At 47.0% G+C, this 26,878-nt stretch carries 4 protein-coding genes, 2 rRNA genes and 1 pseudogene; all 7 read right to left on the reverse strand.

All coding sequences use genetic code 11. From position 1 onward, the window contains the following. Entirely contained in the window at positions 1-8,379 is an 8,379-nt protein-coding gene (locus tag IEV16_RS10770) for a hypothetical protein (protein WP_188365714.1), read from the reverse strand. Between the two features lie 10 nt (positions 8,380-8,389). Next, on the reverse strand, positions 8,390-10,171 hold the full coding sequence (locus tag IEV16_RS10775) for a hypothetical protein (RefSeq protein WP_188365715.1): 1,782 nt from the start codon (positions 10,169-10,171) through the stop codon (positions 8,390-8,392). Then, a complete protein-coding gene (locus tag IEV16_RS10780) occupies positions 10,168-11,175 on the reverse strand; it encodes a peptidylprolyl isomerase (protein ID WP_188365716.1) in 1,008 nt (335 codons plus the stop codon). The genes IEV16_RS10775 and IEV16_RS10780 overlap by 4 nt, the downstream gene beginning before the upstream one ends. Then, on the reverse strand, positions 11,172-24,719 hold the full coding sequence (locus IEV16_RS10785) for a beta-propeller fold lactonase family protein (RefSeq protein ID WP_188365717.1): 13,548 nt from the start codon (positions 24,717-24,719) through the stop codon (positions 11,172-11,174). The genes IEV16_RS10780 and IEV16_RS10785 overlap by 4 nt, the downstream gene beginning before the upstream one ends. 352 nt (positions 24,720-25,071) lie before the next feature. After that, positions 25,072-25,770, reverse strand: a pseudogene (locus tag IEV16_RS10790) (hypothetical protein); the annotation flags it as partial. Between the two features lie 666 nt (positions 25,771-26,436). Beyond that, positions 26,437-26,551, reverse strand: a 5S ribosomal RNA gene (gene rrf, locus IEV16_RS10795). Positions 26,552-26,701: 150 nt separating this feature from the next. Next, positions 26,702-26,878, reverse strand: a 23S ribosomal RNA gene (locus IEV16_RS10800); the annotation flags it as partial.

The raw sequence follows: 26,878 nt of genomic DNA on the forward strand, positions 1-26,878 counted from the left end.
TTAATTTCCTGAGTATGAGTAGGTTGTAAAGAACAGATGGATATCGCTGACGCCGTTGCCATCACGTTCACCGCCACCTCCTTGAATCAAATTACCCTCAATAAAGGTGTCAAGTCCTTCATTGGGATCATTCAAGAAACCGGCACCCGGTATAATCATCATCCATTTACGGTTCCACACAGACCGTCCAATGAGCCGAGAACTTGAAATGATTTCGCTTGGGTCGAAGGGTTCACTGTAATGATGCGCCCGGTATTGTGAATAGCGTCTGATATCGATGGCACTGCCCACCTGATTGTCAATGATTGGTAACCAGTCAAAGGTATCTAAATCCCCCGAACCCAAGGGTAAGGGGACCGGTATTTTTTGATCCACAATCTGCCATTCACGCATACTGAAATCATTCGCCGATGGCGACCTGAGAATATCAGCCCCCACCGGGAACAGATACATCCTGGGTGTATTGGACAGCGACAAACCAGCATAATCTTCAAACCATGTACCGACACCACGTACCCGGGTGCTGAACTGGCTGGCATCATAAGCACTGTCACCCGGACCGAGTTTATTACCAAAGAAATTCAGACCAAACAGCACGTTACTGTCAAAGGTTAGGACAATGCCCGGCTGCGGACCGGCGCTTTCCGGGGCGAAGGGGCGTGCATAGCGTCTGAATTCAGGGATATCCCATAAATTATCAACCCGGTGATCTGCCAGTACCTGACGCCATGTGTCATCACTGGTTTCCTCTTTGGGTACCCGAAACAGCTCATAACGCAAAGAGAAACGGTTGGTCTCCACTTGCGGATTATTAAAGCCCATTTGGCTTTTTAATACACTAAAGTTGAGATTCATACGTGCCATGGGATCTGACAAACCTTTGGAACCAACCAGCGGTTCACGCCGGACAATCTGACCAATCCCGCGTTCGCGAATAATATCGGTCAAAAAGTTCTGCCCTGATTGCGCATCTGAACCCAATAAATTGGTGTCATAATCATAGGCTTTGGCGGCCATATAGACATAGCGGGCGGCATTGTCAAAAGCAGCGCGGTATTTCTGTAAGGCATCATTGCGGAAAATTCTAAAGGCCATGTCTTCATAGCGGTATTCCTGGATGGCGGCCGCACCGCGTCGTCGGAATGCCTCATATTGTTTAAAGACTTCATAACCGCGGGTTAAGGTGGTGTTAAATTTACCCACCAATTGTCGCGCCGCCTCGGCCCGGGCATATATTTCTGCCCGCAAGGCCGGTTCTTTTCGCAATAAGATGGCTATTTCACCGGACACATTAAATAAATCCAAAGCCGCATCATTGAGCATCACTTCTGTTTCGGCCGCATTGCCCACCAATTCTGCTGCATAATCCGTGGCACTGGCCACCTGTTCCAGCCCGTCGGCCACTTTATCTACAGCAAAGGCCGTGGCATCACCACCAAAGTTAACCGCACACACCGCACCTGAGGCCACATCACCACCGGCGGCTAAACCGGCAATCATATTTCTTGGGATACATTCTGCGGTGTTTTCAAACGAAGTATCAATGATTTCGGCTGCAAAATGGCCCACAGCAGCAATTTTTTGAAGGGTAAAAGAAGTCGCCTTGAGGGCGGTTATTTCTGATGCTGCCTGATTTTTTATATCAATGGTGCTCTCGGTGATGTTATAGGTGGCTTCCAGGGTGTCAATATTGCTTTGAATTTCCTGACGCAGATTATCATAATCTATCATGGCCTGACGCACCGCCACCCGGGCCATCACCATCTCCTGTTGAATTTCCTGCAATTGACCCACAGCACGTCGCGAGCTGTCCCACTCTTCGGGCTTGGCAAAGGCGAAGCCCAAGTCAGCTGATTCCACCGTGCGGTATTTAACCGATAGAGAATCCGTCACATTGAGTTCACCCAAAGCACAGCCTTTACCCAATGGATTATCCGCACAAGCCGGACTCGGTGGATTCGGGGCGTTTATGGGTGCCGGTCCCATATTAAAGAAATTTATGCCTCCGGCCACCGGACTGAATGTACCGGTAAACTCCTTGACCACACCAACTTTGTTGTTATCAGGATCATAGCCGACACAATCACCGTTAGATGCCGTTTGGGTGCAACTGAAGTCAAACTCAGTGCCCGCCAAAGCCGGTGTATCGATGTACATATAATGATACATATCAGGCCCGTTGTAGCCCGCCGGATAGGTTCCACCGGGACCTATGTCATCTTCATAGGGCAATCCGAATATTTCAATCAGCTGATTATTAAAGTCATTTTCAGTGGCTCTGGAATCTCGGGAGATGTCTTCCACGCTGTCCTGATTCTGTCGAAGTAAATTAGTGATTTGATTGGCAAAATCCCACACATCTACCAGACTGTCCATGGCTTCAATGGCCCGCTCATACACTTGTTCAAAGTGGGTTTCCCCATCAGCCACGGCATCCGGATCAATATCAAACGGTACCATACCGGTGGCCAGCCCCAAAGGATTGAGGCCTCGGTCGGCTTTGTCAATTTGAGCCTGAATATTACTGTAACTGGCGACAATTTCATTCAAATCTAAAATATTAGAACGCTCAATCACTTCGATGCCCTGATGATCCGGATCATTATCTTCATCGGGAATAATGGCATTGGCGGTGACCCAATCAAAATAGGCGCCGGTACCGGCACGTCTGGCCCATCCGCTAACACCCCAGGCCCGGTCACTGTCGCTATCGGTATATCCCTGATACTGACCGGATGGATCTTCCACATAAGCATTGCGGTAGGTCAACTGCACAATTTCTGACCCGGTACGGGCTTTGGCTGCAGCCGTTTCGGCAAACTGTCGTTCATCCAGATAATCCACCTGGAAAGGCGATCCGGCAATACTGACGGCTTCGGTTTTGTTTTCCCATGTATAAAAAGGATGGCGCAGTAAATTGTAATAAATATCGGTGGCCGTTAAATAATGACCCCAGGCATCACCGTGACCTTGCGGGAACTGTGTAATGGCATCATAGACATCAATCACACCACTGTCGTCAATATCTGAAATGTTGTAACTCAATGCATAGGCCACTTCACCATCACCATTGGTGAAATTCCACAACAAACGGTTATAAACCGGTGCCGCATCCACCGCGCCTTGTGAATCATCACGGCCTCTCAGTAAGGCCAACTCTTCACTCAACAGTGAATCCAGTTGGTTCTGGAATGTAAATAAGGTACTGGCAATGGTCATCGCACCATTTTCACTGGTGATACCAATCATCGGATCCTGGGCATCGGCATAGGCTTCATTACCCAATAAGGTATAAAAATCAACCAGTTTAGAGGCCACTTGTAAGATGGCTTTGTTGGCCGGCGGGTAATTTACCGGTGGTGTAGCATCTACACTGAGGGCCATGGCACGGTTCATGACCGTGGTATAAGCCTCAATCAAGCCAATGCTGTTGAGGTTATCGGGGTCATTGTTCATGGCAATATCGCCCTCATAACGTTCACCCAGTTGAATCAGCATACTGGCATAGTTGTTGGTGGCGGCCTGACTGAAATCCTGGACCCGGGCATCAAAGGGATTAAGGCGGTTCAGCACCCGTTTCACCCAACCTTCCGCTAATTGTGCCCGCTCATTAAGCGGCGAGCCACCGGGTTGTCCGGCCCACAGGCTCCATTCGGTGTTATTGTCGCACGCCGGCAGACCACGGTATCTGGCCACATACCAGTTATCGGACAAGGTTTGAATATTGGCACCAGCAATGGTGATTTCATTGGCGCCCATGGGATTGGCCACCGGAAATTTAATCCAGCCATTGAGTTGACCACTGTCGGGATTCGGTAAGGGTTGAGGTGGTGTGCCGTCATCATCGGGGTGGAAAAACCATTCAAATTCAAGCGCGTCGGGATTACCGCCAAAATCTCCACTGTGTCTTAATACGATTTGTTCATCAAAAATATTTTCCGGCGCAATCACATTCAGTTGACCCTGATAACTCTTCACCAGTTGTGGTGGCGCGGGAGGTTGCGGATAACGTAAACAATCCACACGGATAATGTTCAGACTGACTGGTAGCGGATTTAAACTTGGGTCATTATTAAAAGCAATTGTCATAAAACCGTTACCCTGGGCACTGCCGGCGGTTAAGGCATTACCCAAACCCACAGCCCGATAAGGTTCAAGCACATAATCCTGATTACTGTCCTGAAAACCAATCAATACATCATCGGCATTGACCGGACGGTTGGCCTGACAAATGCGCTCACCTTCCTGAACAATTGAAGATGTACAGATGGCCTCAATTCGGTTGGGATTACGGGAATACCTGAACAAGGCTTCTACCGCCTGGTCCCAACTACAGTCGCCAACTGAACCACAATCACCTGTAAATGTGGCTTCTTCACTGCCATCACCGCCATTGAGTTTTTTTAGTGCCACGCGGTCATTTTTAGACAATACATTGGGCACCAATAAAGGTTCTCCCACGCCCCTTTCATCAAATAAGCCGATTAAAGTCAGCCTTTGGTTTAACGGATCAAAAGACAGGCGTTTTTTAATGGATGCGGGTAATTTAATCACGCCATCGGCTGAACCCAAAATGGATTTCAGGCCATTGGTTTGCTGCTCAGTGGCAATTTCAGAAGGAATGGCTGCTAACCGGACAAATCGGGGTGATAAGGGATCGATAGTTTGCGCCAGTGTATCTGTGGGCAATGGATTGTCTAAATTACTGTATATATCATCATAAACCACTTCCACTGAAGCCTGACTGCTGATGGCGGGTAAACCATTTTTGGGTTGCAACAAGGTTTCACCAATCACCAGCTGTGGAATATCCGCCGGCCAGGTGATGTTATAACCCACTTCAATCGGCTGGGTCGGATTGGCGGTACCACCTTTGGCCTCTGAAAGCCTTGCCAGCCAGGGCACACAGGTGCCGTCTAAATCAGGATTGCCATCATTGTCGATGTCATCCTGAATATCGTTGTTATCCAAATCATAAAAATAACCCGGCTGTAAGGGATAATAATAAAGTAAGGAACCGCTGCCGGCCGATTTTGCCCACATTTTGTTTTTATAATCCTGGAAGAACGGTGGCGGTGGTTGTTCACCCTGAGCTTGGCCCACCGCTCTGCTTTCTGCACAACTCGGTAAAGTCACCACCGGATAAGGTGGCGACACTGAAGTGGCGGCTGTTCCGGTGTAGTTGAACTGATTGAAACCGGCACCGGTGGCGAGTACTTCAAACACCCGAAAACGCCATGCCTGGCCCACTTCATCATAATATTTAACCAGTACATAAGGATCTGAGGCAGCATTCTCATCACCATTTAACTGGCTGCCAAAATCAGACCGCAAAGCAAAAATCGCTTCATGGCCACTGCCGGTGTTGGATGGCGCAAACAAGGCATGTTCATCATTGGGGTTATAACCCGGTAACTGAGGATTATCCTGAATGTAGAGACGCACCGAGGGGTATTGAAGCGGGTCTAACGGGGCTTGACCCAACACTTCACCACCTTGTTCACTGGCAATGATAATTTTGTCCGGATCAAACGGCCATTGCGGGTTATAGCGTACCGGTTTATCGGGCCAAAATACTCCGCGGTAATTATTATGATACCAGGCCACCACCAGTTCTCGACCCACGTCCTGAGGCCGTGATGACGACACCCGGTTCACCGGAATTATGTCTCCGGTTCTGGCGGCACGGCTATAAGCGGCACTGGTTCCGACACCATCATAAAATGCCAGTTCATTCACCACATAACCACTGCGACCGATTTCATTGTGATGCGTATCGGTAATTTTGGTACCGATGGTGGCTGCCTGATTATCTTTAAACAACGGCGCTGCAGTAAAAGGTACGGTTCTGACCACTTCAACACTCACTGAATATAAGGAAGGTTCTGGAGTAGGACCGTTAAAGTAAGTGAGGGTTGAAAACCCGGATGTCATGTTATTAAAGACCCGGTTATTTACCTCGGCGGCACCGCCGGCATAGACTAAATCAAAAAACAGGGTATCACCGGACGCCGGTTCCACTTCGACCGGGGCACCCGATACATGCACCTGATAACAGTTGGTAACCATCACATCATCACAGGGGGAGGTGGGCCAGTTGGCACTGCCGATGGTAATCACCCGATTATCATCTTGCGGTGATGAACTGACGCGCCAGTGAATTTCAATTTCAGATACCGGTTGTAGTGGGATTAAGCGCCCTTCTGGCTGACCTTGAATGGGCTGTGACCAGTAGAACAGTTTCTGGGCATCAGCGGGATTTAATTGTACGCCATCCTGGTAAAAATCAGGCAACAAAGTAGCGCTTTGAACGTAGGCATTTGTGGGTGGTGTTAACGGCACACCCACCGGCCAGGATTCAATCTGAAACGGACGACCGTCCAAACCCCAGCTGGTTACAAACATATCGGTCTTTCCCTGACCGTTAAAACGCATGTCTTCACCAAACAAAATACTGGATTCAAAGTTACCGGTGATATACAAAGCCGACAGGCCATCGGTACTGATGTCAATGCCGTGTTCCTGCTCGATGTCGCCAATAATGGCCGGATAAGAATCGGTGTCATCAAAGGTATTACCCCCCGTCACCCAACAAGCCACACCGTCATCACGATAGGACACCAAAAAGACATCATCGGTGTTGTCATGACTGTTAATTGTCTCTGTGGCTATGTTATTACCAAGACATTGGTTATCCACATTATAAAAAGTCCTGCTACCGGAAAAAGTACCTATTTGATAAATATAATGTTCATTGTTTATGGTTGCAACGGTCACCCCGCCACCCACAGATTGACTATCAAATTCTGATGTTTTTATCCATTCACATTTAAAATCAGGTGTCACTGCGGTGTTTAAATTTGCCACAAAAGCCCCGGCCGGTAAGTTTTTATTACAATAGCCGGTGCCACTGGCCAGATTAGTGCCTGAAACAGCCAGCATTTGACTGGCCGGGTTATAGGCCACATCAGCAATTGATAAATCCGCCGGCAAAGAAGTTGTTGCCCCAATCACCGGATTACTGGTCAGGGTTTGAGAAACTTCAAAGGCAAAATTTTCCGCTGAACCGATGCCTTCAATCTTAATGTTATCAAAATGCCAGAAATCACCACAGGCAAATGTACTCACACCTTTTAGAAACACCAAACGGGCACCATTGGGCTTTATGTGCGCCGGAATCTGATAGGTAAAGGTGCCATTGGTATAGCCTCCCCCACCGTAAAAGGTATCGAGATGATACAGGTTATAACCATTTTGGTCCGCCAGGTACAATTCCAAGTTTTCACCATTGTCCGGACGTTCAGAAAAAGGGTATTGACCCTCTATAATATCCACACTGATGGTGTAATCCTCAATTTCAGTGGTATTGAAATAACTGCTGTAAATAAAGGTGTTATTCAACCAGTTGGTGTCATTATTGTATTGGGGCACGCCTGAGATAAAAAAATCTCGGCTGTTATTACCGGGTTTATTATGTTGCCGAACACCGTGGGCTCTGGCCGAACTGTTCGGGCAGGAATTATTATTCCAGTTACTGTACCAGCCCGGTGGAAAGCCGTAATCACCCACACCTTCGAAATCCTGTTGATAAATATCCTTTTCACCTGTACTTTCACCGATGACATACATCCGGCCACTTTGATCCACCTCCATGGCTGTTGGCTTTTCACCATAGGAAGTTTGTCCGCTGCGATAACGGGCCCATTGCCAGTCGCCATCATGTTCAATACGAGCCATGTATAATTTTGAACTATTATCGCCTGAACCAATAGTAAAGTTTTGGCTTCCTATTTGAGCTTGGTTCCTAAAATAACCGGAAATATAAATCGAACCTTCCTCCGGCGGAATCACCGTTGAATCACCTTCAATGGAACGAACTAAACTGACTTCACTTTCATGGCCATTGGTGCCAATTTTTTCCACCCACTGCCACACCCCGGCACCACTGGCTTTCGCCACAAAGCCGTTGTGAACATCACTTTGGGCAGAGACATCATCACCACCGAAGTCACTGGCACCATAAAAAGCACCGACCACATACACGTTATCAGCGGCATCTACCGCCAGATCACGTGGGATATCCTGAGAAGAGCCACCGGCTTTAATCGCCCATTCAATATCGCCATTAATTTTAACCTTGAGTAAATAGATGTCTTTGAGACCGGCACTGTTTAATTCAAAGTCACCAAAATAAGCGGTACCTTCAAACTGACCCAGTACATATGTCGATCCGGTGATTGAGGTTTCTGTGGCAATCACATTGTCATAACCAGCGCCGCCGCCGCCATTGGGCCATCCCGCCTGAACAGCCGGTGTCATTAATACCATTAGGGCACAAAAACGAATCAATAAATTCTTTGTATTTTGTATAAAATTCATAGTTATCACCTTATTGGTTTAATATCGCAGTGGAAGAAACTTGCGTCAATCGGAAATCACCACTAACAAAAATGGCATTTTTATGGAGTCCGGTCAGCGTTTCCCGAAAGGTACCACCCATAATAGAGACTCCCCAGCCGGGCGGATCGGCCACATCCGGGTATTGTGGATTGTTGCTTGTGAACAAAAATTCCATCTCCCGGGTCACCTGAAAGGCTTCCTGTTTATAATTTAAGAACTGAGCATCCAAATTATCGTGATCCGGATGAAATTTATGACGAAACGGATTGGTCGGCATGTTGGGGTCAATCAGCAGACTCACATTAACCTGATTACCGGGTTGAAACTCACCGTTCATCTCAATATCATCGCCATTAAAATCATAGGCCACGGTACTGTACCGGATACCTGCAGATTGCCCGCTGCGCTTGGTGATGCCTGAATAGTTCGGAATCAATTCATCGCGTGTTAACAACACATATCGTCCCGGTTCATCCACTTCAAACAAAGTGGGGTCTTTAGGACTCACACGGTAGGTGCCGTCTTGCCACATTTGCACCACATTTTTAACCAATTTAACCCGGCCGGTTGCATCCACATGCATCATGACTCGAACCGGAAAGGGATTGCCGACGGGCAGCGGATTGACACCGCCGTTCTGGGCCTGACTGACTGCCCGAACACGGGCTGTACCCACCCACAAACCCGCATAAGAGTTTTGATTTGAAGATAATTTAAGGGTGTCGTTCTGATAGGTTCCGGTGGGTAACACCAAAGGCTGTAAAGTATTACCACCGGCATGAATAAGCACCTTGGCACCTTGTTCATTGGTAATGGAAAACACCTGCTCCATGCGTTGCTCACTAAAGGCCAAACGATTCACCGCCAAAGTCACCACCAAATCCTCACCGGGTTGTAACTCATAGACTTTAGTCACCGGCAAATCAGGCCAGGCTTTTTCTCCGGTCTCCAGGTCCACATTTAAAAATTTCATGGGCAATGTTGAGCCACCCATGCGGTTTAAACTCACGAAGTTTGTCACATCACTGAGGTTACTCAGAACCAAATCCATTTCAGTAAACGCGCCCCGGTATTCCATAGACTCACCTTGCTCAATGGTGGCATTGATCATGCCTTGATAACGAGAAGTTCCGTGGGTGTAAAACCAGTAAGCTTCACCGGATTTCATACGCTCAAGGTAAGGTTCCTGAACGGCTTCCCAGACACCTTGTGGATTTAATTTGTAAACCGGTTGTCCCTGATGGGCCGTTGAGTTGGCAAAAAAATCTCCAAAACTGGGCTCCTGACCGGCCACGAGCGGAAAACCGGTGAGGGTAAAACCGTTGGTGCGCCATTTTTTCTTCACATAAACCGGTTTACCGGTAAGACTGATGCTTTTAGCAACGCTGCCTTCCAATTTAATCAAGTATGCGGTATTGGCCGATAAAGTGTATAAATTTGACAAAAACGCTTCAGGTTTGGGTTCGGGGAAATACCCAAACCACCCTTCTAAATTCATCAACCCCTCAGCCGGATTAACCAGAAAATCACTGCCCAGTTTCTCCGGAATCCAACGCCACACACTGGCCACCGGAACACCTGAAAAAATGGTCTCAATATCATTATTTTGAGGTTCAATTTCTACATAAACCGCATTCCAACCCGGCTGTAAATTAATGGTTTGGGTGATTGTGGCAACACCGGCTCGGCCACTGCTGATACCGGTTAACCCAAGCACCATTAATCCCACAAAGATAAATGGATTAAACGTTTTAATACTTGATTGAATCATGGTTGAACTCCTGCTTGTACGGGCATCGCCGGGGGTTGTTTGTCGTTATTCTTCGGCGCAGAATTAAGCGGTTGGATTGCCATTAGCAATGCTTCATTAATTTCGATGCGGGCATTGTTTTCGATGTTGGCTAAAAAAGCTTTTTTGGCTGCGGTTTGTTTATCTGTCAACAATTTTTGTTTTATACCATCGGCAATTTGTTCGTAATGGGTTTCCTGGATATTTTCAGCCGCCACCAATCGCACCAGAAAATAACCCTTTTCGGTTTCAATCACATCCGATATGTCGCCGTTTTCAGACAAGTTAAAAACGGCCCGGGTCACCTCTTCGGGCCACTTATAAGCCCGGTTTGGGTTTTCTATTAACCAACCCATGACACCGCCCTGGTACATGGTGGAGCGGTCATCCGAATGAACGCGGGCCAAATCACCAAAATGAGTTTGGTGTGCCGGCAAACCCGCTGCTTCATTTTTAACCGCCAATAATTCATCTTTGAGTGCCTGTTTATCTTCTTGTGACAAAGCCGAACTGAATTTTTTAAAAATCATGGCACCGCGTCGTCTCGCCGGGCGGTTATACTTTTTTTTGTTTTGTTCAAAATAATCTTTGGCTTCAGCCGATGATACCTTGATATTGGCCAAGTGCTTGTTCAAGCTGGTTTCTAAAAACTTATCCACCACAGTCTGACGGTAAATTTTTTGAACCAGCGGATCTTGATCAATCCCTTGAGCCAATGCTTCATTCATCAGCAGTTTTTGGTTAATTAAAAACCTTAGCAGGACTTGTTTTTGTTTCATATCCTGATACTGACCGGCTGACTGGCCCCCTCGCAGTTTCATCTGGGTGATAAAATCATCTTCCGTTATTACACCATCATTCACCACCGCCAATACACCGGCTTTAATTTCAGGTGATTCTGATTGCCAATCAACACCGGCTAAATACCAACCCGCTGTACCGGATATAAACATTAAAGGAAAGATCCAGATTAATTGTTTTTTCATGGTGTCACCTGTTCAAAACCATTTTTAAAGATATAAAGAATAAGGGAATCCACATCCTCAGCCCAATTGTTGGTTAAAGATGTTTCAGAACCCGAGACCAGTTGTACACTGACCTCATTAACCACTTCTGTTTCTGTGGTGTAAGCCAATGCCGGATCCACCTGAGCCTGCAGGGTAAATATGGCTGTGCTGTTAGCCGGTAAGTTAGCACCGCCAGTAATAGCGAATTCGTCCACATTGACACAAACGGCACCGTTAAAAGCCTGACATTGCCAGCTGGCATTGATTAATCCCGCGGGTAAGTTTTCAGACACCACAACATCACCGGCATCAAACGAACCAATGTTATCCACGGTAATCTCGTATTCCACCCAAACACCCGGTTCAACAATTTCTATATGATTCGTTTTTTGAACACGAACATCGATACCGGATAATAAATCAGTGGTTTCTGAAGCCACATTATTTACAAGGTAAGGATCTGTATAGACACTGCTGATATCACTATTGAATGTCACCTGACCGGGCGCGTCTGCCAGTAACACCATACTGACAATGGTGTTCACCACTCCGCCCACTGGTATTTGAGCAACAGAACATTCCAGGTCGTTACCATTAAACTGGCAACTTGACTCGGGCGATACCACGATGATGTCGTCTTGCAGCGCCGGTATTTGACTGACGCTAAAGATATTACGACCTGTTGAAGGACCGTGATTAATAAACTGTAAACGGTATTCAAGTCTTTGCTGTGAATCCGGATCAAATGGATCGATGTTATCACTGATAATGACTTCAAGGTCAGCTATTTGCGTTATGGTATCTGAAACCGTCACACTGTTGTTGTTCACATCGACATCTGTAACCGGTGCTGCCACAGTCACATCCGCGGTATTAGTGATCACGCCCATGGCATCAGGATTTAACATTGCTGTGATTAAATAACTGATCTGTTCACCTGGCGGTATATCAACCAGCTGGTTGATATGCCCCTGACCGGACAACGAACAAACAGCTAGCCCGGTGGGTGTACAAATCCAATCAATATCGCTTAAACCGGCCATTAACTGATCTGTGACCGTCACTTGATTACTGGCACTGGGCCCATGGTTCATCACAACCACTTCAAATTCAACTGTTTCACCGGCCACAATAGGGTTAGTTAGCATTGATTTATGAATCGATAAATCCAGTTCTTGTGTAACTTGTGTACTCACCGAATCGGTATTGTTTGACAAATCAGTGTCGGTGTTAAAACCTTCTTCAAACACAACCGCTTCAACCATGTTGTCTATTTGACCGGTAAAATACGGATCAACCTGTGCCGTGACGGTGAAGGTGACGTTGCCATCTATGGTGACATTGACTGTTTCAGCCAGGTCGCCACTGCCATTGGCGTTATCACACAATGAACGTCCACTGGCCGAACAGGTCCAGCTTGCTTGCAACAGGTGGTTGTCCAAATCGTCAATGACTTGCACGCCGAGCGCGTCTGAAGGCCCCGTATTACTGAGCACAATCTCATATTGAATCATTTCACCGGCAATAATTTCCGCGGGCCCTGACTTGGTCACCGCCACATCCGTTTCAATGATAATTTGGGTGCGGTCTTCGGCGGTATTATCAAGCGGATCATCTTCCACCGAACCCGGCGGCATCACCATCATCGCCTGATTAACTATCTCACCACGGGCTGAAGGATGCACATGGGCATTGACCACGGTTTGTGCCGAAGAACCCGGTTTCATGTATAAATTAACACTCACCACATCGGCCTGACCCGCCGGTGTCAAACACTCGGCTTCGGCCACCAGCCGTAACACCGTCATGGCATCATCTGATGGACTCAAAGTAAACACATACACACCATCCGTTAATAGAGATTGCGGTGCGCTCATGGCCAAACCCGGATCATCCATGGCAAAATAAGTATCAACACGGGTCAACAGACCGGTGCTTTCATCGCGCTCGTACAGATTCACGGCGGCAGCGGCTTCATCGGCCATCAATAAATACCCACTGTCCGGTGTCAAAGTGATTGAGGATGGCATCACCATTGAACCTCCCTGACTGTTGGACACATCCAGCTTATCAAGATAGTTCAACGCACCGGATTGCTGATCCTGATCAAATATTAAGACACGTTGCGCACCCGGTGCCAGGGCATATAAAAACTCGGCATTGGGGCTTAACAACAGCTGTTTCATATCGTCCATGGCCGGCAAGGTGGTGCCATTGTTACTGTCACCACCGCGCAGCACAGTTTCAAAAGACAGCACTTGCGTGTTTAAATTTCTTGAGAACACGGCAATCGCATCAGAATAATCGGCGGCGGTATATAAATAGCGGCCATCAGCAGTCATCGCTAAATCATTGATGCCGATGATGACATTACTTTCCGGCACGATGGTGCCGAAACCATCTTTCACCCGCTCAACAAAACTGAGCTGACCGGTGCTTTGGTTGCGACTAAATACGGTGATGGCTTGAGATCCTTTGGCAGCCACATATAAACCTGAGTTATCAGGCGTTATCAGCAACCTGGCGGGATCAAGTAAACCAGCAACACCGACATCATCGGCTTTGACCTGTCCGGTTAACTGCAAGACATCGTTGTCGATTGTAAAAATATAAATGGCATCACTGTCTGTATCTGCCACATATAGATAAGTTTCATCTTGGTCATAACGCATGTCTGAAATAGCCGCTAAACCGGTGAGTGTCATGCCACCGGGAAAGCTGTCACCTTCGACCACTTCACTTAACAGGTTTAACTCGCCGGCCGCTGTTTTTTCAAACAGTGCGATTCGTGTCGGTGCACCTCCGGCCAGTAACAAACGGTTTCCTGCAGCATTCAGTCGCATACTGGTTGGCCCATTAAGCACATCGAAATCAGTCACACCATATTCAATGTTTAGACCGATTGGATCCGGTGCTGCACAAGACCAGGAAATTGAACCACTTTGCATACCGGCGGTGGTGGCAGGAAAGACAGGAATATTGTCTTCCAGTAACGGATATACCGCACTGGGTCCGGTGCTAAACGCATCGATGGTGTACTGTAAATCTGTACCGGCCACCACTTCCGTTAAGCCATCGTCTTTGGCCACAATCAGATTGCTGTGTGGTTCCAGAATGTCGTTGTCAATGGCGATGTTATCATTGGGATACAACTCAATGGTATCCTGATTGGTGACAGCAGTCGCAGAATTACTGATCTGGCCGGTGGCGGTATCTAATACAGTGCCTGTTAAGTAATAGCTTACATACCCATTGGCCACAATATCAGCCACATCGGACAACTGACCTTCTCCAAAGGCACCACAACGAGAACCGTCTTGTGCCGCCATGACCACCAGATCACCACCCAGCGCATACAGATAGGCACCGTCATCCGACATGGTTAAATCTTGTACTGAAGACAAGCCTGCACTGTCTGTTGCGTCATAGCTGGCTGAGGCTGCTTGGTATTGATCAACTCGCCATTGATGTAAGTTCAGGCGACCTAAACCCGCTAATGCCAGATATATCTGCTGGCCATGATTGGTTGAAATCAGGGCAGAAGGTGCAGAAGCTGTGGCCAAATCAAGCTGCTGCTGAAGCAGCCATTGATCCGCATCTTGGTCATAATTAAACACGGTCAACTTAGCTTCACCACCATCGGTGACCAGTACCTGATTACCGTCCGAACTGATGGCGGTTGGTTGTGTCAACCCGCCCTGAGGCAATTGAAAATTTTGAATAACCGCTTTGGCTGTTAATAAGCCATTACTGTGATTACGCTCAAAAGCCGCTAATGACTGGTTTAAACCTGCAGTTGCAAACAGTAACTGACCATTATCATGTAGGGCCAAATGTTGCACGCCGGTGAGACCTTCCATACCGCTCACAATAGCCTCATGCGTTAATAAACCGGTTGCCAACGAGCGACTGAATACCCCGATTCCGTCATCAAAACTGGCTGCCGTGTAAATAAAACGATCATCGGCTGAAATTAACAGTTCATTGACACCACCCAAACCGTTAACGCCGGAGACACCATCAATCAACACCTCTTCGAAAGTCATTACACCGGCAGCGTTAATGGCCAAAACCACCAAGGCATCCTCGCTGGGTGAACTGAGATATAAATTGCGCTGGTCATGGCTGAGCACCATTTGGCTGGCTCCCTGAAGTCCATTAACGCCACTGTCAGTACTCCTAATACGTTGTAATTCCAGCATGGTACCATCACGTGGATCTCGCTGATAAGCAACCACCGACGTCACACCACCTGATTGACCCACCACATAAGCCGCCTCACCATTGGCCGTAATTTTCATATCCGCATAATTGTCCAAATCCTGGTATACAATAAAATCGGTATAACCATCACTGGGTTGCAACAAACCTGCCTCCGGCGTGGCTGTACAGGTCCAACTGACATCACTGATAGATTCCGGTGCCACATCGGTGACCAACACCTGACGTGCAACCGAAGGCAGAATGTTAGGATCAGCACTCACATGGCCGGTGTTTTCATTACGAACCACAATCTCGTAAGTCACCTGGGTTCCCGGAATCACTGCCGTCAAACCATTGTCTTTGGTCACCACCAGATCAACTGCCGGTGCCAGTAAGGTGTTGTTGTCGGTGGCACTGTTGTTGTCCATATTGGGATCACTGATGGCATAAGCAGGCAGCGTTGAGGACATCACTGTGGCGGTATTTGATAATAAGCCGGTGGCATCCGGGCGCAATTGACCGGTGGCAACAATCTCTACCTGAGAACCGGCCGGCAAATCAACCACTTCTTGCACATTACCCTGGAAAGTCTGACCGGATCGGCAAGAAGCACCGTTGACCGGAAAACATTCATAACTGACTGTGGAGAATTCAGCCGGAAACATATCCGTAACCTGAACTTTTTGAGCATCGCTGGGCCCGTCATTTCGCGCAACAATGACATAACTGACTTCTGAACCCGGTGCCACACCGCCTTCACCATCTGCCAGTGAATAAGCATAGCTTAATGCGCCCATCTGAGGTCCTGCATCGACCACATCAAAACCACTGAGGGTATTGGATTGGCTGGCCACCGCAAATAACTGGCGCCCATCCGATGTGGCAAAAAGACCACTGACCCCGTCCAGACCATCAATCAGTTCACCCGGTTGCCCGAGGGCATCACCTTGATGCAATGCCTGCTTAAATTGCAATGTTCCATTTATTGGATCTCGATCAAAACGCACCAAAGTGTTTTCTAATTGTCCGGCCACATAAAGCGACGATTCATCCGGGCTCAGGACTAAATGGGTGGCATTGGATAAACCTTCCACCTGACTGGTGCCGTTTTGTTTATATTCAACGAAGCTTAACTCACCGCTACCAGAATCACGTGAGAACACCACCAAAGCTTCATCCGCTGCACCCAGTACATAGACATAATCTCCGCCATTTTGCGTTGACATCACCAAATCTGTGGGACCCACCAATCCCCCAATGCCCGGATCACCTTGCTGATAGGTTTGCTGATAACTGAGCTGACCATAACCCTGACTGTTGGCGTTCGGATTACGTAAAAAGACAGACACGGCGTTATCACTGTTGGAGGTTACATAGACATGCTTGCCATCTTGTGAAACCACCACATCACTGATGGCTGCCAGACCGCTCACACCGGCCACCGCATGTTGTAATTTTTGTTTAAATGTTAATCGGCCGCTGTTTTCGCCAGCAGTTTGGTCAATCGCAAATACAGTGAGTGATCCGGTTAAAGGCCCGCTGGCATACAAATGCGCACCATCTGCACTGATGGCTAAATCACTGACACCTTCCAAACCTTCAACGCCAAACACACCACTGGATTGTTTCTCTAAGAAGCTGAGATGGCCTGAACTTTGATTTCTTCGCATCACAACCACTGAATTGTCGCCACTGCCGGCGGCATAAACGGTTTCACCCTGCGGGTGCAATATAACGTCTGAAACACCTAATAATCCCGACACCCCTGCCTGGCCGTTAACCACCACCTGTTCAAAGTATAATTCTCCAAAATCTGTCGCGACCTGGTTATCAATTCGTGAGAATATGCCGATGGCATTGTCACCCCGGGCAGCTGTGTAGAGGTTTTTATTGTCTCCGGTGACACGAACAGCACCTAATAATCCATCATATAAGGCCAGACCATCGGTTTTGGTGATGCTTAAATCAGCACTGGTATTTACCTCATTGGTGTCCGTGTCGGTATTGTTGTCTATCAATGTTTCCGAACCGATACAATCTGTAATGACCCCGCTGTGGTTTTGTGGGCAGGCATAGACGCCGGCTTCATTCACTATTTGTCCACTGGCATCGCTGGCCACTTCTGCCGTTAGCCTGAATATCAACTGACCTTGTGCAGCCACACTCACCGGCACACCGGTGCTGTCACTGTTCAGGCTGATATTACCCACACCTGAAGCAGGACACTGGGAGTCGGCACGGCGCTGATAGACACTGATGGCATGGTCTTGGCTGGCCGCTGCGAAAACAGATGATCCGTCATCACTGAGCGCGATGTCCAACACACCATTTAGGCCATCCGTTTCACCAGATTGATCACTGATAATACCACCAAAAGTGAGTAAGCCTGTTTCTGAGTCTCGACCAAACCATAATAAAGCGTCTGCCTGTTCTGCCGCCACATATACATGGCGACCATCAGCAGTTATATTAAGACTGGCGGGACTGAGCAAACCAACCACATTCTGCTCACCGTGTGACAAAGAGCCGATTAAGGTTAGTTCACCATAGTTGGGACTGCCAACGGTATGATTCCGGGCAAATACAAAGAGTTTATTTTGACTGGATGAACTGGCATAAACATGTTGATTATCCGGACTCACCACAATCGCCGATAAACCCGATAAATCAACCCCGGTCATGGATTGATCCACCTTTATCTGGAAACTTAATTCACCGGTACCCGGGTTTCTTTGGTACACCCCGATGGCTGATTGATTAAGACCCAGGGTATATACCGAATGACCGTCTTTGGCTACGACCACATCATTGATACCGGTTAAGCCATCCGCACCGTTGACACCTTGTTGAACCGTTTCAACATGACTGAGCACACCGCTGTTTAAATCACGGTTAAACACCACCACAGCCGCATCATTGGATCCCGCCGCATAAACAAAAGCACCGTCGTCAGACGCTGCTAAAGCCAGGGTTTGATCCAAGCCAAAGACGCCATTTGAGAAATGTTGAGCCTGTTCAAACTGTAATTGTAAGCCACCATTATCTTGTGCTGAGATATGAACAACCGCATCTGCCACCTGCGCAGCCACATAAATATCATCATCCAACACCAAAATATCACGTGCCCCTGCTAAATAATTGGTGCCATCTGCTGTTAAACTTGCCACCTGGGATAAACTGCCGGTTAATTCATCAATCGCAAATGCACTGACCGTACTGTCGAGCACACTGACAGAAATAACATGAGGCCCCAATCCGGCTAAGTTATCATGGTAAGTTACGGCCGCCGCACCAAACAGACCGGACACATTATTTTCATTGTTAAGCAGCACCTGGGTTTGTTGCAAAGAACCTGAACCAATCGCCTCACAAGTCCAGCTTATTGAATTTGGATTGAATTTTTGATTTAAGACGTCATAGACCTGAATGGTTTCTTCGGGACGGCTCATCGCATCACTGGGGCCGTGATTATTGACCACAATTTCATACACACTGTTTTGACCCGGTACCGCTGAGATACGACCGTCGTCTTTACTCAAACTTAAATCGTACATCGGCGTTAATGCGGTGGTGTCGTCATCACAGACATCTTTGTTCGTATCTGTCGGACAGAGACCGGCATTATTATTAAAGGTAAAATTATCCGGTGGAATCACCCGTCCCAGAGTTTCTAAATCACCCGTGGCATTGGCACGGATGGTGGCGTTAATTTGGTAGGTCAATGTGCCGTTGGCACCAATATCAACCCGGTCAATGATGTTACCGCTGCCTTGTGCTGCACAACTGGATCCTGTACCTAACACAAAGCCATTAATTGCATGATCCGCAAAACCGGCCACATACACATGCCGGCCATCGTAACTGGTGATTAAATCATAAGGCTGCGCATAACCAAATTCACCATTTAAACCGTCTAATTGTGTTTCAACCACGGTTAAATAACCATAAGTGGTGCTGTTGGGGTTGTCATCACGATCTAACACCGTAATGGCATCATCAAATTCAGCGGCCACATAAGCGCGGGTATCATCCGGACTGATGGCAATACGCCGAGCCCCACTGAGAAAATCAAAGCCACCCACACCATCCTGATAAGTTTGTATCAGGACCATTTGGCCAAACTGATTGCTGCCCGGATTCGCCACCCGCTGAAACACTGAAATTTTACTGTCGTTGGCCGATACCACATAGACATGGGCGCCGTCCTCACTGACCGCCAAATCCCGCGGCTGGTCACCTGCTGTAAGGTTACGTCCTAAAAACTGAAGACTGCCATCTGTACTGTTGCGTGAAAACACAACCACGGCATCATCGATGGCCGACGCCACATAGAGATGTTCTTGACCCGGTGACAAGGTGACTGCCATGGCACCGGCCAAACCGGACACGCCGGGATCGCCATTGCTAATACTGCTTTGCAATGTGAGAAGACCGTTACTTGCAATTTTATAATGGGTCACTGAAGCCTGATAGCGCGCTGAGATATAAAGATTCTGACCGCCCTGATCAATCACCATATCTGACACACCCAATAAGCCATCGGCTTGATTGGCCTGGTGGGTATAACTTTCCACGAAGCTTAAGTCGCCCTGACTATTACGTTCCAGCACAGTGAGTGTGCTTTGGTCAGAACTGGCCACATATATAAACTGATCATTGGGTGTAATGGCGATACTGTCGAGGTCTTTCAACGCCGTAAAATTCCCAAAATTATTAAAGTAACTGTGTTCAAAAGTGAGGTGTTCTGCTGCTGTGGCCGGTACATTACCCTTGTCTTTATCACGTTTAAACTGAACCACTGCATCGCTGCCCAAACCGGTGGCATAAATATGCATACCATCATGGCTCATCACCAGGGCACTGGCACCCAACAAACCGTCCACCTGATTGCCTGATGTTCCCGAAACATAGTCACCTTCGCGTTCTGACTCCATAAAAGCAAACAAAGGATCCGGCTGACGGCGCTCAAAAACGGACAGTGTTTTGGGATTACTGCCACGCGCTGTGGTTAATACATGTCGGCCATCCGGTGTAAACTGCGCATCAGTTAAACCGGCCAATCCGGTATAGGTGACTTGTTCGTGGCGACTCAATAACCCTTGCGTATTGCGTAACATGACATACATTGTCGAGTCGCTGTGATTGGTATAAATCACATGCTCACCGTCAGGGCTGACAGAAACAGCCTCTACACCGACCAGGGTACCGGTCGTGTTTGCCAAACCTAAATTAGTGTCATTGTAACTAACTGCCAGACTCAGGCTGTTATCCAGAATGTCCCGGCTGACAACAATCGCTTGATGTGACCCTGAAGCGGCTAAATACAATTGCTTGCCATCAGCGCTGATGGCCATATCGTGAATGGCTGTTAAGCCCGTCATTGCCAGGGCTAAGTTTAAATCCGACAATTCGCCAAATCCTGAATCCTGGTCATCATTATTTCGACCATAAGCCGTAATATCCACCCCATTTACATCGGCCACATATAAGGCTGAACCATCCTGGCTTATCACCATATTGCCGGCATCAAGATGGTTATAGGTTTCCTTATGGGTTAAGCCGCCGGTGTTGGTGTCGCGGTTATAACTTTGAATTTCACCATCACCACTGAGGTACAGATGTCGGCCATCCGGGCTGATTTGCATCATTCCGGGTGCTGCTGGCATTTGATCTGTGACGATACCTTGGTAACTTAATACACCAAAGTCAGTAGCCTGTGCGTCACTGTTTCTGGCAAATATGGACACCACCGACACAGCAGATGTTCCTGATTCGTCAAGTGACAACACATACACAAACCGATCAAATGGAGAAACCAATATTTGTAACGGCTTTTCTAAACCATCCAATCCGTTGTCACCCTGTAATAAAGATTGAATATTGAGGATTTGACCAAATTGATTATTTAACAGTGTGCTGCGTTGATAAACCTGCAAGCTGCCATTTATGGGCCCGGCACCATCGGTATCGGGACTACCCACATAAATGTGATTGCCGTCACCACTGATATCCATCGCTGAACCGGGTAATGTTTTCAGAGAACTTTGAAACCAGCTTAAATCTCCCGGTATGGGTGACACCGCATCACATGTCCAGTTAATGTTTTGCAGTTTTGGTGGGAATATATTTTCAACCTGCGCACCAAATAAATGATCGGGTCCCTGATTGGCAATCCGCATGGTGTAAGAGATTGCATCCCCGGGCACAGCTGTGTTTCTGGAATCAGAATGGTCAATCACAATTTCAGCCTCACCACTGAGTGAATATTCAGCATAATCTTCGTTATTAAGTGGATTACTGTCCGTTTCCGAAGCGCTGGCGATGGCACTGTTATAGACCTGACCATTCGCGCCAGACAGGGTGCTGACATCAATGGTAAAAATAGCTTCATCATTAACCGCCAGATCAACATCTGTATTAATGCCTTGTCCGGTGATCGGTCCTGACTGGCTACAAGATCCGGTTCCATTAACAATGCATGTCCAGCTGGCCGTTGTTAAATCTAATTTACTGCTGTTTAAACTATCAACAACATTAACCTGAGTGTCACGAGAGGGTCCTAAATTAGTGACGCGAATTTCATAACTTAAATCAACCACAGATCCATTGATAACCGCAGCTGTTAATTCTTTAGTCAGTTGAATATCTGAAGAACCGAACAGACCTGTGGTATCAGTGGCCTCATTGTTTAGTGGGTCTGCCTCCGTAACACCGGTCGGCAAGGTGCCTTTGGCAGTATTACTCAGTGTGCCACTTGATTCACTGTCAATGGTGGCGTTAACCGTAAACATCACTGACGTTTGCGCATCTAAATCAACCAATGCATGCAACGCATCATTAACCACAGTGGTGGTTGGTGCATTTAAACCACAGGCGGTGGTGCCGGATGTACAACAAGCTCCGGAATCACCGGTCTCACAAAACCAAGAAATACTGCCCGGCACAAAACCGGCCGGTTGTGACTGAGAAAATAAATCCAGAACATCCTCTACAACCACTTGTTCCACATCAATAAAGCCATCATTAATCACTTCGATTTGATAACTAATCTGGTTGCCTGGAACCGCTGTTGTTAACTGGTCGGTTTTGGTTACTTTTAAATCGGTACCAATCACAATTGCATTACTGGTTGCATCATTTTTAGGGTTGCCGCCGATGGCCACTGTGTGGTTATCTTGGAGATCAATTTCAGCACTGTTACAAATTTCACTGCTGCCAGGCAGCTGGTTGTCACATTCTGAGTAACTGCCTTCAGCCAAACGGGTATAGATATAAACAGAAGATTGACTGCCGGCAGATAAACGAATAGGTATTTGCGCCATTGGACCAAAACCCGAAGCGATTTGACCATCGCTCGCGCAGTTATCGGGACTGATGGCGCTGTTGGGAACCCCTTCATCCGACACACACCATTCCCAACATGGTTGACCATTCGTATTGGCGCATTTAGTGGGATGATTAATTAACAGAGAATCGAAGACATCAGTCAACAGAGCACCGGTTTCGGGCCCACCTCCGATCACGGTACCTGCCCCTAAATCACTGGGACCGGCGTTGGCCACCGTAATCACATAAGTGAATGGTTCATTGGGTACCAGGGTGCCAACTTTACCCGTTTTGGTGATCGACAATTCCACTTGGCGCTCCAAATCATCACTATCAGTTGCATCAGATTGAGGCGTAATGACATTATTCGGGTTAGCTGCCGATAATGTGTAAACCAACGGATTGGTCACGGCACTTGAAAAATAGTCCACATCAATGGTGAACGTGATGGTTTCACCGGCAATTAGGTCAACCTGGGTATTTATGGCGCTTGTGCCACTGGCAGCATCACAAGCGCTGGAGCCGCCTGATTGTATACCACAGCTCCAGGCAATGGTCTCAAATTCCGATAAATTATTGTCGCTGACTGCCACTGCCAACGCATCAGATGGGCCGTCATTGGTCAGTTTGTAGGTATAAGTCTGTGAAGTTCCCGGGGTATAATTTGTGCTGTTATCCGTCAGGCTCACAGTAAAATCAGACTGCGGATCAGGACTCAATGAAACACTGCCCTTAAAATCCGTTGCGGGTGTATGCCCCGTTGGATTGGTTGCCGTCACCTCATATACCAGGGGGTCCATTGTGGCACCTGAATCGTATTGAGCGGTCACCGTAAAAGTGACCACACCACCACTGACTAAATCAACTGTGGTATTAATGAAGTCCGTATCATTCGCCAAATCACATTGGCTTCCAACGGTGGCCGAACAGCTCCATGACACTGAACTTATTGGCGCAGGTGTATTATCAGCTACTGAGACGTTATCTACATCACTGGGACCATTATTGGTCACTGTTACAGTGTAAACCTGACTATCACCCGGAATATAGTCTGTGGCGGTAGGCGTGGTGGAGACAGCAACCACCAAATTACTTTCAAATACAGGCGTATTATTATCTATTGCGCTTAATGGTGATGAGTTATTGGGATCTGTGGCGTTTGCATCGCCCAATGACACCCTTGCTTCATAGGCCATTGGGTTAGCGGTGGCAGAAGAGGCATAATCCGCATTAACAGTAATGGTGGCTTCATCATTGACGTCCAATTGTAAAACAGGATCAACATTCGAATTATTACCTCCGTTATCTGAACAACTGCTGCCGGCAACAGCAGAACAACTCCAACTGGTGATTGTTAAACCTGAAGGTACCACATCACTGACATTCAAATTTTCAGCGGCGCTGGGGCCCTGATTTGACACTTCAATTGTGTAGCTACTGCTCTCTCCAGGCTTATATGTGCCCTGACCATCGGTATTGGTGACACTGATATCGGTTATTGATGCACGGGTAATGGTTTGACTATCCGTGTCATTGGTATCATTTGAATCTGTGTTACTAACGCCATCATTAATCATCGTTGCACTGAATGTTAAATCATCAAAGAATTCAGGCTCATACTTAACAGACCCAAGGGTCAAGGTTACTGCATTCGTGTCCTCTAAACTAAGGATCAAATCTATATTATGATCATTATTGGTGCCACTACCAGAAGAACAGCTCGAAGCCCCTGTACCACTGCAAGACCATTGAAACTCATTCACCCCGGATGAACTGCTGAATGATAAGCGTACTTCTATACCAGCGACTGTGCCGCTTCCGGCTTTACTCACGGTGATCTCATAAACACCTGCACCAGAAGTTGTACCGGGTGTAAAAGTACCAGGAAAGGTATCAATGGTGACACCGATGTCATCTGCCAAAGCAGTCAATGAAAAGAATGAAGACGCCAGAAAGGCGATGACTGAAAGTTTTGTGTGTGTGCCCAGTAACATGTGTTTTCCCACTATTAAGCTGACAAATAATAATTGTCATTACTCAGGTGTTCTGAACAGCAGACACAAATAAACCGCCCGGTTAAAACCTGGCAGCCTAATTAACGCATAGAAATCTAAAAATTAATTGAATTTTTACACACATTTTTTATCCCCCGCTCATTACAAATTTGTAATGACCTAAAAACATTAAATCAAAATAAAATACTTTTCGCAAGAAATTTATAAAAATAAATCTTGAAAATGAAGGCTGTTCATTCGCAATTGAGCGGCAGATTAATGTGAAAAACACAGCATACTTGTTTTTAGGCGTGATTATGGACCTGCCACAGGCTCATCGGATAAATGAAGCTTAATTAAGTCGATAAACAGGGTATTGTTGAAATTCAGTTTCTTGGTGTTCGCTGTGCTGATGAAGCCATTTCAACTGCAGAAAAGCATTATTGGAAAACGCCTTGTCAACTTGTCTTTTGGTATCAAATTTGGATTTGAGAACCGGATCATTAAGCAACAACATTTGCGCTTTGTCCTCCCAAACATAGGGAGCATACCAAACTTGTTCCGGAACACCCTGGAAATAATCAAAAGCAGCACGGTGACAAGCCTCTAAGGTCTCATAGCGCATATTGTCTGTTAGAACAACAAACAAGGCTCGACAAAATCCTAAGACGCAAACAAAAGCATGAATTGGGTCTTTACCGCCCCGCATTTTTCCCCAGTCAACCTGCATTTGTTTACCCGGTTCTGTTTCAAAACGAATCACTTCTACCGGCTCAACACAATCACGCAATTGGCGTAGATAATCCCGAACCAACGTAATTCCACCTTGGTAACCGATGTCTCTAAGCTCCCGATGAATCACCGTTCCTGACAGACGGATTGGATTGGCATGAGCAATCCGTTCATTGATAAAATCTTTAAATGGATCAAGTTTTGAAACACCTTTAACCTTTGGCTTATAGGTAGGTTCACAGTCTGTACTGTTGATATATTTTCTGACGGTGTTTCTTGAAATGTTGAGCTCTCTGGCTATCTTTCTTTGTGAATAACCTTGTGCGTTTAATACTTATATTTTCATGAGTTCTTCTGCTGAAATCATGGCGCCTCTTTCAAAAGCACCATTGTTATACAACTGGCTCACTTTTCAACCGGTGAGGTGGCTCATTTTTGTACTGGTGGTAACAGTAACTTTTGAACGTGTCCTAGTCATCAATTAATTAACACAGATTAAATGTATAAATTTTAGACAAATAAAGCCCTAACGTGTGTTGAGGCTCTTCTTTTATTAGGTTCTGGCGGCCGTTACCGCTCCTGCTTGCTCGGCACACCTACATCCGTGTAGGCGGCCGATTCCGCTCCCTGCTTGCTCGGCACACCTACATCCGTGTAGGCGTAACCACGTGAGCGCGCAGGCGCGCAACGTGTTTTAATGACCAGCGCCTGAGCTTAGTCTGTTTTTATAAGCAAAAAAAAGCCCCAACGTGTGTTGAGGCTTTCTCTTTTGTTAGATTCTGGCGATGTCCCGATTCGCCGGTATCGTTACCGGGCTATTTAATTTAAACAGCGCAGCTGTTTTCTATCTGTGAGCTGACTTGTCAGCGTAACCACGTGAGCGCGCAGGCGCACAACGTGTTTTAATGACCAGCGCCTGAGTTTAGTCAGTTTTTATATGCAAAAAAAAGCCCCAACTGATGTTGAGGCTTTCTCTTTTGTTAGATTCTGGCGATGTCCTACTCTCACATGGGAACTCCCACACTACCATCGGCGATGCTACGTTTCACTTCTGAGTTCGGGATGGGTTCAGGTGGTACCATAGCTCTATTGTCACCAGAAAACTGGTTGCTTAAGAGGTGTTCTTCTTAAGACTGATGTTTGGAATATGAATCAAAGCGTATGCTTTAACAAATCTTGATTTTCGTTGGCTTTCTAAAATTATTAGAGATTGATCAATTTGTTTTAACCTGAAAATCGCTTCGGGTTATATGATCAAGCCTCACGGGCAATTAGTACTGGTTAGCTTCATACATTACTGCACTTCCACACCCAGCCTATCAACGTGGTAGTCTTCCACGGCCCTTTAGGACTCTTACAGAGTCAGTGAGATCTCATCTTGGAAGAGGCTTCCCGCTTAGATGCTTTCAGCGGTTATCCCGTCCGAA

The sequence above is a fragment of the Marinicella pacifica genome (assembly GCF_014636635.1).
Classification (GTDB): domain Bacteria; phylum Pseudomonadota; class Gammaproteobacteria; order Xanthomonadales; family Marinicellaceae; genus Marinicella; species Marinicella pacifica.

What these genes read in the sequence shown, in the direction of transcription:
- IEV16_RS10770 (WP_188365714.1), bottom strand. Translation starts at nt 8,379, where the DNA reads ATGAATTTTATACAAAATACAAAGAATTTATTGATTCGTTTTTGTGCC.
- IEV16_RS10775 (WP_188365715.1), bottom strand. Translation starts at nt 10,171, where the DNA reads ATGATTCAATCAAGTATTAAAACGTTTAATCCATTTATCTTTGTGGGA.
- IEV16_RS10780 (WP_188365716.1), bottom strand. Translation starts at nt 11,175, where the DNA reads ATGAAAAAACAATTAATCTGGATCTTTCCTTTAATGTTTATATCCGGT.
- IEV16_RS10785 (WP_188365717.1), bottom strand. Translation starts at nt 24,719, where the DNA reads ATGTTACTGGGCACACACACAAAACTTTCAGTCATCGCCTTTCTGGCG.